This is a genomic window from Ulvibacter antarcticus (assembly GCF_003688405.1).
Taxonomy (GTDB): Bacteria; Bacteroidota; Bacteroidia; order Flavobacteriales; family Flavobacteriaceae; genus Ulvibacter; species Ulvibacter antarcticus.
Window position 1 is genome coordinate 122,911 of the sequence record NZ_REFC01000011.1, and the last position, 16,144, is coordinate 139,054.

The following is a 16,144-nucleotide window of genomic DNA, read 5'->3' on the forward strand; positions in this document are numbered from 1 at the left end:
AAGGACATAAAAAACATAACTCTCCCTCTCCCTCTGGGAGAGGGCTGGGGTGAGGGCTTTGAGAAAAAAACATGGTGAAAATCTGGGAGAGGGCTGGAGTTGAGGGCTTTGAGAAAAAAACATGGTGAGAATCCGAGTGAGGGCCGGGGTGAGGGCTTTGAGAAAAAAACATGGTGAGAATCTGGGAGTGTGCCGAGGTGAGGGCTTTGAGAATGAAACATGGTGAGAATCTGAGAGAGGGCTGGAGTTGAGGGCTTTGAGAAAAAAACATGGTGAGAATCTGGGTGACGGCCAGTGTGAGGGCTTTGAGTATGAAACATGGTGAGAATCTGGGAGAAGGCTGGGGTGAGGGCTTCGAATAAAAATCATAATGAAACCCTAAAAAACCCCACGGTGATATCCCTAATTAAAAAAATCTCTCCCTCTCCCTCTGGGAGAGGGCCGGGGTGAGGGCATTGAGAATGAGACATGGTGAGAGTCTAGGATAGGGCTTGAGAATGAAACATGGTGAGAACCTTGGAGAGGGCCGGGGTGAGGGCCTTAATCTTTAGTATAAAACACTTGAAAATAACTAACTTTACAATGTGGAAAAGCATAAGACATATACGGTTTCTGAAGCCATTCAACGATTGGAAAGCTATTGCGCTTATCAGGAACGTTGTCATAAAGAAGTGAAACAAAAACTTTGGGATATGAGAATGATTCCGGAAGCTTCAGACCAGGTTATTCATCATTTACTACAACATAATTTTCTGAATGAAACCCGTTTTTCTCAGGCATTTGCCAGAGGTAAATTCAGAACAAAAAAATGGGGAAAAAACAGAATAATTAGAGAATTGAAATTTCGGGAAATATCTAGCTTCAATATTAAAATTGCGCTTCAGGAAATATCTGAATCCGACTACTACCAAACGTTTGATCAGCTTTCAGAAAAACGACTCTCACAGTTAACTTCCGAAGAAAACATTCAAAGGAAAAGAAAAAAATTCGCCGATTATTTACTTTACAGAGGTTGGGACAGCAGTATGGTGTATGAAAAAGTCAAGGAACTAATCAAATATTAAAACTCGCACCTAGATTCACGGAAAACTGATTATGCAAAGTTTCGGCAGGTGTTAAAAGTGTGGTGTTATATTTAGCAAAAGGCACTGTAAGCTCCGAAAAAACACCAAAACCACTTGTGAAAAAATACCGAACCCCGAAGTGACCCCCGAAATTCTTCATACTAAGATACAATCCCGGATAAATATCTAGGTTTTCATCAACATTAATAACATTACCAATATTCGCATTGAATCTTCCTTTAATATCAAATCGATCAATGAACTCCGTCTCTAACACCTCGTCTACACCTAAAAGATAAGAGGACGAAACGCCAAATGAAATATTCTCCCCAACTCCAAAATCGAGGCTTCCAGAAATTCCGGTGCCATTATTCTGTAGATTAGCCCCAACCTGAAACTTAACATCGCCTTTTCCAGTATAGGCCTGACCGAAAATGCAGGTAGAAAACAATAGTATTATAACTAAAAAGGTATTTTTCATATTTCCGAATTTAGTGAACACTATAAAGATATTCCTTTTTACTTAACTATACTTATTGGAACGAATCAATGCCTGTTCATTTTTCCAATTGATCCACTTTTGACCTTTTATTTTTCGCATCAATGTATCAAAATATCGCATAAAGACTAAGTTATATACGGCTTTGGCAAGATTCATTGGGTTTTTAGGAATGGATCGCAAACTCATCGAAAATCCGGGGCTTATATAACGCATATAGTGCCAATAACCTTCAGGCATATAAAGCATATTTCCGTGCTCCAAACAAGTCTTAAAACCCTTAGCTTTTTTCAAAGCCGGCCACTTGTCGTAATCGGGATTTGCAAAGTCGATATCCTCTCTGGTAATAATTGAATGAGGTACCTTGTATAAAAAATCGTTTTGATCCTGATCGAATAAAATCACTTCTTTCTTGCCGTGAAATTGAAAGTGAAAAATATTGGCTAGGTCAATGTCATAATGCATAAACGTATAAGAATTCTTGCCTCCAAAGAACAACATTGGTAATCCCTTCATTAATTTAAGACCAAAATCGGGATATGTAAAATCCTTCTGTAGCTGAGGTACTTCTTTAAGCATATTCCATAAAAAAATACGGTACTTAGTGGGCTCACGCTTAAGTAAATCGATGTACTCGCTCATCCTCATTTTCGCATGCGGTTGATTGAACCCATCCTTATGATGAACCGGGCGATTGTCGTACAAAGGAACCATTTTATCTCCGGCAATATCCGCCATATAGTCGAGGTTCCATTTTTTAAAAGCAGGCCAATCCTCTATAAATCTTTCGATAATTACAGGTTTTTGTGGTTTAAAATAATGGGTAAGGAATTCTTCCTTAGTGATAGTTTCTACTCTGTCTATTTCCTGTAGTTTCATAAGTGTTACGGACGTAGTAAACTTACGAAACTTGAGGGAAAGTAGTTTTTAAAATTGTCACAAAAAAAAGCCGGCACATTTGCCGGCTTTTGAATTTTATAATAATTCACTAAGGATTTGTAGTCACAACCAATGCAAGTGAATATTCACTATACCCTCCAGATCCACAATTTGCTCTTACATATATTTCGTAGGTAGTAGAAGGGCTCAGTCCGGTTAGATTATAAGAGCTTTGTGAGGTTGGGAATCCAGGATTCGCATCCGGCACATAAGGAGAAACACCAAATTTAATCTCCCAGGCGGTTTCATTGTTCTCGTTCCAACTGAATGCAACAGAATTTGATGTAATTAACCCAAGTGTCAAATTTGTTGGTTTGTTACAATTCACAACAGTTTGCAGCGTCGTAAAATCATAACTTATATAATCACTAAAGCCATTACTTCCGCAATTATTCCGCAGATGAACAGTATAAGCAGTTAATGGAGTCAAGCCGGTAATAAGAAAATCTTCCTCTGAAGTGGAAATTACTGTTCCGGTACCAAGATCAAATCCTGTAGGTCCATATTCGAACTGCCAGGCAGTTCCAGTGCTGGTGTCCCATTCAAAAGAAAGTGAAGTACTAGTTAGTAATATAGCGTCAATGGTTGTAGGGCCAGAACAATTAGAATTGGAACCTTCATCGTCTTTGTTGCATGAAACAAGGACAAGAATGGCACAAACAAGTAAAAGATACTTTTTCATAGATTATGAGGTTTTGTTTGTTCTTTAACGACAAGTCTGTCATTTTATTTAATAAGTTTAAAAAAATTGTTGTTCAGGTTTCTCTTTTGCCTCTTTAATTTTATTAAAAATGTCATAATCGTCGAAGTGAATTGGTTGTATTTGACAGGAGCCTATTCGTTTGTTTATTATAAAATAAGTACAGTCGATAAAATTCTTGTTGTTATAGTTAATCTTTAACCAATTTATTTCAAACTAAGGACACTGATTAAACTGTTTTCAATTGCTTCGGAAGGGTTTGCTGGTTATTGTCAAATCATCACTTCATTTCCATCAAACTACTCATACAACATTAAACAATTCCGGAATTAACACGACAATTAAAAGCCAATTTCCTCTAGAAAACGAAGCTTCGTATTCAATAAAAGTTCTAACGTAATATTGCAATATTTGAATTTAACAATTAAATAACGTAGCACTTCGAAAAAAGCTCAATCTTGATTTCATGTATTACTTCTGAAGCTTAGCAGCTAAAATCCATCAAAGAGAATGAAGGTGATAAGTATTTAAAAGAAAAACGAGTTTTGCAATTCTAAAATAAAAATATTGAAGTTTATTATCGTTATTCGATAATTTTAAATACATTTGTTATTGTTAAACGATAATTTTATCAAAAAAATTCAAACTTAAAACCAATGCCAATTCAAATAAATCTTGACAACATCCTCGCCAATAAGGATATGAAAAGCAAAGAATTGGCTGAAATAATAAATCTAACCGAAGCCAATCTTTCCATACTAAAATCAGGAAAGGCAAAAGCTGTTCGATTCTCGACTTTGGAAGCCATATGCAAGGCTCTTAAATGTCAACCCGGTGATATTTTAGAATATATTGACTAATACTTATCAACCAATTCTTAAACTTAAAACTATGAAATCTACAACCACACCCATACTGTCTTTATTAAAAGTTATTTCCTGGATTATATTCATCGGACTACTTATTCAAGCCGGAGCGATCCTCACATCGTTCACGATAAGCCTTTTTAATCCAATAGCAGCCCAAAATCTATATTTGGGACTTGATCTTTCGGAACTTTATAATTTGAGCCTCTGGTACTATATTTGTAGCGTGTCATTTTACATTTCATTTCTAATAATACAGGCTTATATTGCATATTTAGTGATTCAGGTTTTTGCCAAACTAAATTTACAGCAACCTTTCAGCGAAGCTATTTCATTACTAATTTCTAAAATAAGTCATGCCGCTTTAACAGCAGGCTTATTGGCAGTAATCGCACAGGGATATACTAAATGGCTCTCTAAAACCGGCCTGAATGTTATTCAGGATTGGGGTAGTAGTGAGTTCCTTTTTTTAGCGGCAATTATTTTTATCATTGCACAAGTATTTAAAAGAGGGATTGAATTACAAGCAGAAAACACTTTAACTATTTAACTTAGTCTTAATTTATAAAACAAGACCGATGATTACTTTTGATAGAGCATCAACTGAAGATGAGTTACAACAAATTCTTCAGCTTCAAAAAGCAAACCTTCCTTCTGCTATCACTTCCGAAGAAAAAGAAAATGAAGGCTTTGTTACTGTGGTTCACGATCTCAAGCTTCTCAAAGCTATGAATGATGTTTGTCAACACATTATCGCAAAAGAAAGCAACAAAGTAGTAGGATATGCCCTCTGCATGCACCCAAAATTTGGAGATCAAATTGTAGTGCTAAAACCTATGTTTGCTGAAATCTTCAAAGAAATGAATAATACTAATGGCTGGATAGTGATGGGCCAAATTTGTATAGACAAAGCATACCGAAAACAAGGTATATTCCGTGGCTTATACAGTTCGATGCAGCAAGCAATACTTCCTGAATTCACTACCATCGTGACCGAAGTAGACGCATCAAACGTCCGATCATTGAATGCCCATTATGGCGTCGGATTTAAAACTTTAACTACCTATGAGGCAGATGGAAAGACATGGGCATTGATATACTTAGACTAGAAGATCAAATCACTATTGAGCATTTCTTCTTCAACTAGCTCTGTGTAAGAAATCAATTTTTTACCTTCGGGATGATTAATAAGATAAAGATCCGTTTTCAGGGTTTTTGCCAAGTCTTTTCCCGCTGATATCGCATCACTTAATTCTCCATAAATACCTAGTTTCAAACGATTTCGGGTATTGTACCACATAGATAACTGAAATTCGCCAAGTCTTTTAGTGTGCACTGAAACATGATTCAACTTTTTCATGACTTTCCATCTACCGTACGATATGAAGCCTATTCGATAAGAGACTTTAAATAAACTGTTTTTAAAGTCGAAACTATAATCCTTAACAACAGAAAAGAGTATCCCAAAACCAATAGCGTATATCAACAATTGTACAAGGCCTTGAATATTTGCAACACTTGCTTGCTGGTTCTTAAACCCTTCTAAAACCAATAAATACATGCAAAAGCTTGCAGCAGTAAAAAAAGATGCTGCTATAAAAGTCTGCCAAAATGGTCTTTCACCTTCCGAAATAATCAAACTAATTTCACGTTCATTTTCTTCGATATATGGCACCGCATTTTCATCGAATATTTCGAATATCAAATTATTTAATGGAAGAGAAAGGGCATTACTTATTTTAGCAGCTTCTCTCAGCGCCTCACCTTCCTTTTTTATCTCAAATAAATGAACCGAATTTTTAATATTATCGTCATAAAATAATTTACAATGATGAAAGGAATTAGTACTTCCATAAACAGAGACATAGTCAAGGCTTTTATAGATTTGACTTTGTTTTGAATAGATTACCGTACCCACGGCCTTGGTAATGCTCATTAAAGAATTAGTCTTGTCTATCAACAATCCTTTTTTAGTGCCTATAGTGACCCCTGCTATAAATGGAAGTACTGCTGCTAAAATTGGAGCAATCAGACTATAAGTTTCCTCTCTAAAACTACTTGAGAAAGGATAATATAAATATGAATATAAGAGTATAAAAGCCGCTAAAGAGATAAAAAGGAAAGAGAGAATACGTCTTCCATAGCTAATCTGTCTTTCAAACTTAAATATTGACTTTTTTGATTCTTTCAACTGGAAGTTATATCAAACAAATTAAAGAAAAAATCCCAAACTCCGGAAATTGGAATTTGGGATTTTAAGTTTTGTGATTAAAAGCAGTTAATCAGCCAGTACAATCACTTTATTGTTACTCATTTCAAGAGTACCGCCATTGATCTCAAAGATCCACTTATCGCCTTCTTGTTTGAATTTACTTTTAAAACCTTCTGCAATCGTCGGATTTCCCTTAAACTTCACTTTTCCTGCGCTCAATAATGAAACGATAGGAGCATGATTGTTCAGCATTTGAAATTCCCCTTCCACACCTGGAACGGTTACACTTTCAACTTCGCCCGATACTAAAGAGGCTTCCGGAGTTACGATTTCTAAATACATATTATATAGTATTGAGATATGAGATGTGAGATGTGAGAAAATCTAAAGTCTCATATCTCAAATCTTAAATCTAATTTAAGCTTCAGCCAACATTTTCTCTCCAGACTCGATCGCTTCTTCGATAGTTCCTTTAAGGTTGAAAGCAGCTTCCGGAAGATGATCTAACTCACCGTCCATAATCATATTAAATCCTTTAATGGTTTCTTTAATATCCACCAATACACCAGGAATACCAGTAAACTGCTCAGCTACGTGGAAAGGTTGAGATAAGAAACGTTGTACACGACGTGCACGGTATACCGCTTGTTTATCTTCTTCAGATAATTCCTCCATACCAAGGATGGCAATAATATCTTGTAGTTCTTTATAACGTTGTAATAATTCTTTTACACGTTGTGCACAGTCATAATGCTCATCACCTAAAATATCAGCTGCAAGGATACGAGAAGTAGAATCCAATGGATCCACTGCTGGATAAATTCCTAGCTCAGCAATTTTACGAGACAATACTGTAGTTGCATCCAAGTGGGCAAACGTAGTTGCCGGTGCTGGATCTGTTAAATCATCTGCAGGTACGTAAACCGCTTGTACAGATGTAATAGATCCTTTCTTAGTAGAAGTAATACGTTCCTGCATTGCACCCATCTCTGTTGCTAATGTTGGTTGGTATCCTACCGCAGATGGCATACGTCCTAGAAGTGCAGACACCTCAGAACCAGCCTGTGTAAAACGGAAAATGTTATCAACGAAGAAAAGAACATCCTTTCCTTGTCCATCACCAGCTCCATCACGGAAATACTCAGCAATTGTTAAACCAGACAAGGCAACACGCGCACGTGCTCCAGGTGGCTCATTCATCTGTCCGAATACGAAAGTTGCTTTCGATTCTTTCATTACGGTCTTATCAACCTTTGAAAGATCCCATCCACCAGCTTCCATCGAATGCATAAAGTCATCACCATACTTGATAATTCCAGACTCTAGCATCTCACGAAGTAAATCGTTTCCTTCACGAGTTCTTTCCCCTACTCCTGCGAATACAGAAAGACCACCGTGACCTTTTGCAATATTGTTGATCAACTCCTGAATCAATACAGTTTTACCTACTCCGGCACCACCAAACAATCCAATTTTACCCCCTTTTGCGTAAGGCTCGATTAAATCGATTACTTTAATACCTGTAAATAGAACTTCTGTAGAAGTAGATAATTCTTCAAATTTTGGTGCATCACGGTGAATTGGAAGTCCATCTTTACCTTCTTTAGGCAGGTTTCCAATCCCGTCGATCGCATCACCAATTACATTAAACAGTCGTCCGTAAACAGCATCACCAATTGGCATCTGAATAGGAGCTCCAGTCGCAACAGCATCAACACCACGGCTTAACCCATCGGTAGAGTCCATGGAGATGGTACGTACGGTATTCTCACCAATGTGAGACTGTACTTCAAGTACCAATAAATTTCCGTTGTTGTTTACTTCTAACGAATCGTAGATTTTTGGAAGCTCTGCTCCACTAGCAAACGCAACGTCCACTACCGGGCCAATAATTTGTGCAACTTTTCCTGTAACTTGTGACATGAATAACTGTTTATATTTTAGTACTATACGAGCGCTTGAAGCACCCTAATTTTCAACGGTGCAAAGATAGTTTTTTCTATTCTAATTTTGCAACTGAATTGTTTAATTTTTTGAAAGGGGTTTTTAAAGAATACTAAGGGCGATTATTAGGCGGGCTTCTCTTTCACCGCCTCTAGCAGAGAAAGAGAACCGGGCTTTCGGCTGTATCCGCATAGTAGTCATAAAGTGAGCTCTGCTCTACTTCATGGCACTATACGGGATGCCGCCTCTATCCCTGCCCGAAACCCGACTATCCACCGTTATTGGCAATTTAGACTTTGAGCCCGCCTTGAGCAACTAACCCCTCCACCCTTTGGGCACCTCCCCTAAATTAGGGGAGGAAAAGTCGTAAAGTCTTTCAAAAAACAAAAAAATCTCCCCTCCTTTTTAAGGAGGGGTGCCGAAGGCGGGGTGGTTAGGTGCAAGGCGGGGTGATTAAATGCCCAGCAAATGCGGAGACATTACGCTACAAAGGCTCACAATAGCTTTTCACATTCTTCTTAAACAAGTCCATAACTCGTTTCATGAACAAATCATCTTTAGGAATACTTCTACCGTCAATTTCAACGATGGGTGTAAGTTCGCCCATAGTTCCTGTTGCGAAAACACCTTCTGCATTGATAAATTGTGATAACGAAATATCCTCTTCTTTGATCTCAATTCCTTCTTTTTCACACATTTCCATCACGGTGTTCCTTGTTATTCCTGGTAAGCAGGCATGTGCAAAAGGAGTGAGAATTTTCCCATGCTTTACCATAAACACATTGCTTCCGTTTAATTCGGCAACAAAACCACGCTCATCTAACATAAGTCCGGCATCTTTTCCAGCAACATTAGCTTGTATTTTCGCAATGATATTATTAAGTAGATTGTTATGGTGAATTTTACTGTCAAGAAACTGAGGTCCGTTGCGCCTCTGACTCGTACTTATCACTTTAATACCGCTATTATTATCGTATACCAAAGGCTTCCATTCTGCCAGAACAATAAGGCAAGATCCACTTTGATTGAGCCGTGGATCCATACCGCTGGTTATTTTTTCGCCACGAGTCAAGGTAAGCCTGATATGTGTATCGTCATTCATCGCATTGGCATCCAAGGTTTGCTTTATCGCTTTTTTTATTTCTTCTTTGGAAGGAATATCGGAAAAGGCTAATGTTTTAGCAGATTCATGTAAACGTGTTAAGTGCTTATCCAAACAAACGATCCCTTCAGGATAAACCCGTAATCCTTCCCAAACGGCATCTCCGCCTTGAACAGCACTGTCGAAAACAGATATTTTCGCTTCATTTCTAGGGTATAACCTATCTTTAATATACACCTGTATATTGTCATTTTTGGGGTTTGATTTCTGCAACATATTAATCGTTTTTTAGAATATAGTTTTTAAGAGTTTCATAGTGCGGCATTGCTTCTTCAAGTAATGGTTCCAATCTTTTAGGCAATGATTGTGAGCTGCTTTTCTGAATAGCAAATCCTTCCGAATTATGCACATTTTTATACCAATATGGCGCCCAAACACCGTCTTCAGGAATACCTCCTTTTTTCCATGAGAGCATTTCTTCGGAAAAAGACAGCTTAAGAAGAGAACACAATTTCTTTAAATAATTCTCCGGATGCATTAAAAGGGCATCGCTATCGATTACTATGGGGGTTTTGCCCTCCGCCTTTAAATATAAAAATAGTTCTGAAGCTTTTTTTATGCCTATATCTGTAAGTGATGGGTTTTCGATGACTTTAGCAAATGAGGCAATCAGTTTTTTAGGGTGACGGATTAATATCACATTTTCCCAGTTTAAGATAAATGCAGGTCGATCTGAAAGATAGTGATGTGCCATGCCTTTTACAAACACATTTGTGGTTTCAGAAAGTGAGTTTATCTCATTTATCACCTCATCCTCTGTTGCATGATTTGCTTTCAGAATTTCATCGTGAGCAGGATGAGACACTTCTAGTGGAGCATTCCGAAGATAATATCCGTAAAAAGGTTCATCCAACACCTTCAAATCGGATAAGCCGGAAAACGAATACATCAACGCAGTCGATAAATTTCGCGGGCCGGAAATGAGGTTGATCACTTTTTTCATTAGAGTAAAGATAGTTGAAAAAGAAAATATTCAGGATTGAATTTAGTAAGATGTTAACCCCTCCGCCCTTTGGGCACCAACCACCCCGCCTTCGGCACCCCTCCTTAAAAAAAGGAGGGGAGATTATTTAATTACTAAATGGACATTCGATTTCCTCCCCTAATTTAGGGGAGGTGCCCAAAGGGCGGAGGGGTAAAAAAAGGCCCAAAACAATTAAGTCTTGAGCCTTATATTCTAGTCCTCTTTTTTGTTTATTCTACCGTTACCGACTTCGCAAGATTACGGGGTTGATCCACATTCCTGTTAAGCATTACGGCTATATGATAAGATAACAACTGTAATGGGATTGTTGTAACTAAGGGGGTAAGTGTTTCTGGAGTGTTAGGCACTTCCATAATATAATCGGCCATTTCTCTAACCACTGTATCTCCTTTGGTAACCACAGCGATTATAACTCCTTTTCTGGATTTAATCTCCTGAATGTTACTCACTACTTTATCATAGTGGTTGCTATTGATCGCAATAACCACAACCGGCATATTCTCATCTATAAGTGCAATAGGGCCATGTTTCATTTCGGCAGCAGGATAACCCTCTGCGTGTATGTATGAAATTTCTTTTAGTTTTAATGCACCTTCTAAGGCAACAGGGAAATTGTAACCCCTTCCGAGGTAAAGAAAATTCGAAGCATCTTTAAAAACTTCGGCTATCTCTTTAATCTTATCATTACTCTTTAAAGCCTCTTCTACGTGATTCGGAATTTGCTCCAGTTCACGTAAATGCATCATATAGTTCGATTTTGAAATCGTACCTTTTATCTGCGCCAATTTTAAGGCAATCATCGTTAGTACTGTGATCTGTGTTGTAAATGCTTTTGTTGAAGCCACTCCAATTTCCGGACCTGCGTGTGTATAAGTTCCACTATGAGTTTCACGTGAAATGGTCGATCCCACTACATTACAAATTCCGTAAACGAATGCTCCTTTTTCCTTAGCTAATTTGATAGCTGCTAGAGTATCGGCAGTTTCACCACTTTGAGAAATTGCGATTACCACGTCCTTTTCGGTGATTATAGGGTTTCTATATCTGAATTCGGATGCGTACTCCACTTCAACCGGGATACGTGCCCAATCTTCAAAAATATATTCGGCAACAAGACCGGCGTGCCATGATGTTCCACAGGCAACAATGATTATTCTATCAGCATTGATAAACTTCGGGATATATTCTTCCAGTCCTCCAAGTTTAATAATCCCTTCGTTGGCGAGTAATCTTCCTCTGTAAGTGTCTCTAATAACTGAAGGCTGTTCGTAAATCTCCTTTAACATAAAGTGATCGTAACCGCCTTTTTCTATCTGCTCGAGGTTTAATTTTAATTCATGAATATAAGGATTCACGAGACTATCATTTTTGATCTTTCTAATCTTTACTTCACGACCACGACGAATGATTGCCATTTCTTCATCTTCAAGATAAATAGCATTATTTGTGAATTCGATAAATGGAGAAGCATCACTTGCTACGAAAAACTCATCATCTCCAATACCAATTGCCAACGGACTTCCCAGTTTTGCAACTACAATTTCATCGGGTTTATTACGATCAAAAAGGGCAATAGCATAAGCGCCTACCACTTGATTTAAAGCAATTTGAACCGCTTTACCAAGCTTAACGCCTTCGGTCTTTTTTACTTCCTCGATAAGATTAACAAGTACTTCAGTATCTGTATCGGATGTAAAAGTATAACCCCGATTCATTAGCTCTTTTTTAATTGAAGCATAATTTTCGATGATACCATTGTGGATAATCACAAGATCCCCGCTATTCGAATAATGTGGATGTGAATTTACATCATTTGGTACTCCGTGAGTAGCCCATCTGGTATGACCAATTCCCACGCTTCCTTTTATAGAGATTTCCTTTTCTACACGTTGTTCTAGATCGACAACCTTCCCTTTGGTTTTGCATAACTGAATCTGAGACCCATCGTACAATGCAATTCCTGCACTATCATAACCTCTGTATTCTAATCTTTTTAACCCATTAATAATAATAGGATATGCTTCTCTTTTGCCAATGTAACCTACTATTCCACACATATTTTCAAGTCTTAATTAGGTAATGTATAATAAATTTGGAGCTTTAATCTTTTTTCTTCGTTGGAAGTATTATTCCCAAATAACACAGTACCTTCATGGGAACCCACAGCAGCAGAAGGAATGGATTTCAATTCAAAATCTGTAGTTCCATCATTGATTTGATCGATCGAAATAGGATTTTGTAAAGTCTGATAATCAAACGATGGGTTACCGGAGCTCACATTAGCAAGCACATTTTGGTTTACAACAAGCGCCAAAGGAACATTAGTTGAATCATTATGTACCAGATTACTAATGTGGTGGGTAATTCTTATTTTATAGAAATCCCCGTTCTCGTCGCTTCCACGATCCAGACGACCAAGATGGTTGATTACAGAGTTCACTGCAACGTCGGATGCTGATAAATCCCGATCATAATCATTTAAAATAATTGAATTTATGGCATCATAAATAAATATCCTTTCTGGTTCAGCATCGCCACCTGTAACCTGACTCTGATCCACGTAAAAAATTAGATTGGCTTCATTGATTAGCCATCTTTCCAAACGCATTTGATCCAGTTCATCTGGTACATTGTTGTTGTCGGCATCTACATCGCCAAAAAGTTTGATAATAGAACCAATTCCGTCACCACCTCTTAGGTATAATGATTCTTCACCTTGCGTTGTGTTAGGGTTTGTAACCGCCGCTTCTATTGCTGGTGGCAAGGCATCATTTGTATATAAGTTTACATTATGATGAATTACCGAATTATTAATAAAGGTAAGTGTATAAATAGCACTTTCCCTTTCCACTTCACCAGTATTTGGATCTGAGGTTGTTGTTCCTACTTCAGTATCTTGAAAAGTATAATACATACTAATACTTGCACCATCCAATTTAAACTCGAATAAGTTTCCGTTTGTTCCCATATCATCGACTTCAAAATAAAGTCCTCTAAAGTAATTTTTAAAATTACTGAAGCTTAGTAATTCGGGCATTCCTTCTTTGTCTAGTATTTTATCCCTAAAGAACTGCACAGGTAATTTCACTCTAAGTCCGGGTGCTACAATTGTTTCATCCGGATCTGTACCTTCGTCGTCCCCATCGGGTGTATAAAGTAAAATACTTTCATTGCTAGGAATAAAATCTTCAATTGTATAGATCAATGAACCTATATTGCTCTGATTTGCAAAGGCCGTATTTTTTAAATCTGAATAATATTTTTGTGTTTCCTGAAGTCCAGAATTGGGATCGAAATCTCTTAGGAGATAGTTGGATTCGTATATAGAGATATTAATTGGATCACTTCCATATACCGAATCTAAGGTATATGTAGTTATTTCATTCTCAATAGTTGCTTCTGAAAGATACGGAATATACAAAACTACACTATCCAAATGAGTCCCAAAACCGAAGTCAGGCTCAGTAGTCGATAACAAAACCTGCGCTAACAATTCAACTTTTGTTTTTCCATAAACAGGATCAGTATATGTTCCTAGTTTGTAAACTGGTAACCCATTAGTCTGTATAGGGGCAAATTTCGAGCTATATGCGATGACTGTTTTGTCATTATTGTTCTCAACATTAAGAGGTTGTCCCCCAATAATATCGGACCCTAAGGTGCTAAAATCTTCCTGACATGAAGCCAAGGCAATTATTAAAAATAGGACTGCCAACAATTGAGGCAATATATTTCTTAATTTCATCTGTATATGCTATTTATTTTTAAAGGAAGTTTCCTGTCTATTTTCCAAACAAGAATTGCCATCTAATCTCATCCTTTATTCTCTTGTTCGTTGCTATTGGGCATTTCAAAAGCAATTTTAAAAAGTGTACTTGTTATTGAAGAACTTTCGATTCGTAAAAATCTAAATAAGCCGGAGAAAAATCGTCCATATTATGATACTTTAACACTGGTTTATCTAATTTGTTAAGATATTCCTCCAGTTCACTTGGAATCTCTTCAGAACCAATAATAATCGCATCCGAATTTTTAATTGCAATCTTCATTAGGTTCACATAATTAGGGTTTTCTAATTCGGTAATAGCGTCATCATCTATTGCATCAAACCTAATTTTATCGATGGTTCCACTATCTAACGTACCGTCGAAGCCTTGATTGTATACGGAGGTAACTATTTTACTATTTTCGAACAAGGGCTCGTTTCCGTAATAGTTTCTTAAATAAAGAGGTAAAAATGAAGCCAACCACCCATGGACATGAATAATATCGGGAGACCAATTTAATTTCTTAACTGTTTCAATAACACCTTTTGCAAAAAATATAGCCCTTTCATCATTATCGGAGAAAAAATTTCCCTCTTCATCTGCAAAGGTCGCTTTTCGCTTAAAATAATCTTCATTATCAATAAAGTACACTTGCATACGCTCTTTAGGAATAGAAGCTACCTTAATAATTAGCGGCATATCAAGGTCGTTAATAACAAGATTCATTCCAGACAAACGGATCACCTCATGCAGTTGATGTCTGCGTTCGTTGATATTTCCATAACGGGGCATAAATATTCTAATCTGTCCGTTATTATTATTAACCATTCGTGGGGCTTCAAACGACATTGAAGAAATCTCGGTCTCCGGTAAGTAGGGTATCACTTCAGAAGACACATACAAGACTCTTTTATCTTTCATCTATTTTGATTTTTGGGCATTTGTATTAAAAACACGCAAAATTACGAAAATTTATGTAGATTGCTCGTAATATATTAATATTGCGGGTCATTAATTCCTTTCTATGGTCATTCATACTACCCGAGAATCACTTTCAACTACTCTTTTACCATTAAGAAAATCACAAAAAATAGGCTTAGTGCCAACAATGGGTGCATTGCATAAAGGACATCTAACTTTAGTTCAAAAGGCATTGAACGAGAATGATTGCGTGGTCGTGAGCATTTTTGTGAACCCAACCCAGTTTGATAATAATGAAGATCTTTTAAAATATCCGAGAACACTTGATGACGATGTGGCTTTGCTATCGAAATTGAAGGGTAATATTTTTGTTTTTTCTCCTGAAGCTTCAAATCTGTACCAAGGCACTATATCTTCTAAGTCTTATAACTTCGGAAACCTTGAAAATGAAATGGAAGGCAAATACAGAAAGGGCCATTTCGACGGTGTTGGAACAGTCGTTAATCTGCTTATCAGAGCTGTGAATCCTGATAATTCATATTTTGGTGAAAAAGACTTCCAGCAGTTACAAATTGTTCGAAAACTAGCTGAAATTGAAGGTTTTACTTCAAATATTGTTGGCTGCCCTATTGTAAGAGAAACTAACGGATTAGCAATGAGCTCTCGAAACCAACGTTTGACTTCAGAACAGTTTGAAGCGGCAGCATTAATTTATAAAACCCTTTCCGAAGTAAAAGAAAAATTTAATTCCATCACCATTTCCGAAGCTAATAAGTTGGTCCAAAAACGATTCGAAGAAAACAAATTTCTTCAACCGGAATACTTTGAGATCGCCAAGGAAAAAACTCTTAAAACTGCCAAAAGAAAACACAAAGGCAATCACTATAGAGCGTTCGTTGCTGTTTTTGCAGGTGATGTAAGACTTATTGATAATATCGCATTGTACTAAGCAGTGAGCAGTGAGCAGTGAGCAGTGAGCAGTGAGCAGTGAGCAGTGAGCAGTGAGCAGTGAGCAGTGAGCAGTGAGCAGTGAGCAGTGAGCAAAACTAAAACTTTACAAATTAAGGTGAAAAATAAATTAAAAA

The 16,144-nt window shown here is 37.2% G+C and carries 16 protein-coding genes; 5 read left to right on the top strand and 11 right to left on the bottom strand.

Annotated elements, in window-relative coordinates; genetic code table 11:
- The first annotated feature begins 584 nt into the window (after positions 1-584).
- Positions 585-1,064, top strand: coding sequence for a regulatory protein RecX (locus BXY75_RS00815; protein WP_121905804.1), 480 nt, complete (start codon positions 585-587; stop codon positions 1,062-1,064).
- On the opposite strand, the gene BXY75_RS00820 is transcribed toward BXY75_RS00815, so the two are convergent.
- The 3 genes from BXY75_RS00820 to BXY75_RS00830 all read right to left on the bottom strand — a co-directional run bounded on the left by BXY75_RS00820 (position 1,054) and on the right by BXY75_RS00830 (position 3,184).
- Entirely contained in the window at positions 1,054-1,545 is a 492-nt protein-coding gene (locus tag BXY75_RS00820; protein ID WP_121905805.1) for a DUF6646 family protein, read from the bottom strand. The genes BXY75_RS00815 and BXY75_RS00820 overlap by 11 nt on opposite strands.
- Positions 1,546-1,587: 42 nt before the next feature.
- The gene (locus BXY75_RS00825) at positions 1,588-2,442 is read right to left on the bottom strand and encodes a cupin-like domain-containing protein (protein WP_121905806.1); all 855 of its coding nucleotides are present in this window, start codon (positions 2,440-2,442) and stop codon (positions 1,588-1,590) included.
- A gap of 109 nt (positions 2,443-2,551) precedes the next feature.
- Positions 2,552-3,184, bottom strand: coding sequence for a fibronectin type III domain-containing protein (locus tag BXY75_RS00830; protein ID WP_121905807.1), 633 nt, complete (start codon positions 3,182-3,184; stop codon positions 2,552-2,554).
- Between the two features lie 674 nt (positions 3,185-3,858).
- Between BXY75_RS00830 and BXY75_RS00835 the strand changes: the two genes are divergently transcribed.
- The 3 genes from BXY75_RS00835 to BXY75_RS00845 are packed head-to-tail and all read left to right on the top strand — an operon-like array spanning position 3,859 to position 5,177.
- Positions 3,859-4,062: a helix-turn-helix domain-containing protein gene (locus BXY75_RS00835; RefSeq protein WP_121905808.1), complete on the top strand. Its 204-nt coding sequence runs from the start codon at positions 3,859-3,861 to the stop codon at positions 4,060-4,062.
- Between the two features lie 31 nt (positions 4,063-4,093).
- Complete coding sequence (locus tag BXY75_RS00840) at positions 4,094-4,618, top strand: DUF2975 domain-containing protein (RefSeq protein WP_147437208.1); 525 nt, start codon at positions 4,094-4,096, stop codon at positions 4,616-4,618.
- 28 nt (positions 4,619-4,646) lie between these two features.
- Positions 4,647-5,177, top strand: a complete 531-nt coding sequence (locus BXY75_RS00845; RefSeq protein WP_121905810.1) for a GNAT family N-acetyltransferase — start codon at positions 4,647-4,649, stop codon at positions 5,175-5,177.
- On the opposite strand, the gene BXY75_RS00850 is transcribed toward BXY75_RS00845, so the two are convergent.
- The 8 genes from BXY75_RS00850 to BXY75_RS00885 all read right to left on the bottom strand — a co-directional run bounded on the left by BXY75_RS00850 (position 5,174) and on the right by BXY75_RS00885 (position 15,059).
- Positions 5,174-6,259 carry a hypothetical protein gene (locus BXY75_RS00850; protein WP_121905811.1) on the bottom strand — a complete coding sequence of 362 codons (1,086 nt, stop codon included), beginning with the start codon at positions 6,257-6,259 and terminating at the stop codon, positions 5,174-5,176. The two genes, BXY75_RS00845 and BXY75_RS00850, sit on opposite strands and share 4 nt — an antisense overlap.
- 87 nt (positions 6,260-6,346) lie before the next feature.
- The gene (locus BXY75_RS00855; RefSeq protein ID WP_121905812.1) at positions 6,347-6,622 is read right to left on the bottom strand and encodes a F0F1 ATP synthase subunit epsilon; all 276 of its coding nucleotides are present in this window, start codon (positions 6,620-6,622) and stop codon (positions 6,347-6,349) included.
- Between the two features lie 75 nt (positions 6,623-6,697).
- Complete coding sequence (atpD, locus tag BXY75_RS00860; protein WP_121905813.1) at positions 6,698-8,203, bottom strand: F0F1 ATP synthase subunit beta; 1,506 nt, start codon at positions 8,201-8,203, stop codon at positions 6,698-6,700.
- A 505-nt stretch (positions 8,204-8,708) separates the two neighbouring features.
- Positions 8,709-9,602 carry an aminotransferase class IV gene (locus BXY75_RS00865; RefSeq protein ID WP_121905814.1) on the bottom strand — a complete coding sequence of 298 codons (894 nt, stop codon included), beginning with the start codon at positions 9,600-9,602 and terminating at the stop codon, positions 8,709-8,711.
- 1 nt (position 9,603) lies between these two features.
- A complete protein-coding gene (locus BXY75_RS00870; RefSeq protein WP_121905815.1) occupies positions 9,604-10,329 on the bottom strand; it encodes a sulfotransferase-like domain-containing protein in 726 nt (241 codons plus the stop codon).
- A gap of 251 nt (positions 10,330-10,580) precedes the next feature.
- Positions 10,581-12,428 carry a glutamine--fructose-6-phosphate transaminase (isomerizing) gene (gene glmS, locus BXY75_RS00875; protein WP_121905816.1) on the bottom strand — a complete coding sequence of 616 codons (1,848 nt, stop codon included), beginning with the start codon at positions 12,426-12,428 and terminating at the stop codon, positions 10,581-10,583.
- Between the two features lie 11 nt (positions 12,429-12,439).
- Positions 12,440-14,116 (bottom strand): DUF4270 domain-containing protein, encoded by a 1,677-nt coding sequence (locus tag BXY75_RS00880; protein WP_121905817.1) that lies wholly within the window; start codon positions 14,114-14,116, stop codon positions 12,440-12,442.
- 133 nt (positions 14,117-14,249) lie between these two features.
- Positions 14,250-15,059, bottom strand: coding sequence for a glycogen/starch synthase (locus BXY75_RS00885; RefSeq protein ID WP_121905818.1), 810 nt, complete (start codon positions 15,057-15,059; stop codon positions 14,250-14,252).
- 103 nt (positions 15,060-15,162) lie between these two features.
- Here BXY75_RS00885 and panC point away from each other — a divergent pair, with 103 nt between their 5' ends.
- Positions 15,163-16,008: a pantoate--beta-alanine ligase gene (panC, locus tag BXY75_RS00890; RefSeq protein WP_121905819.1), complete on the top strand. Its 846-nt coding sequence runs from the start codon at positions 15,163-15,165 to the stop codon at positions 16,006-16,008.
- The last annotated feature ends 136 nt before the right edge of the window (positions 16,009-16,144 follow it).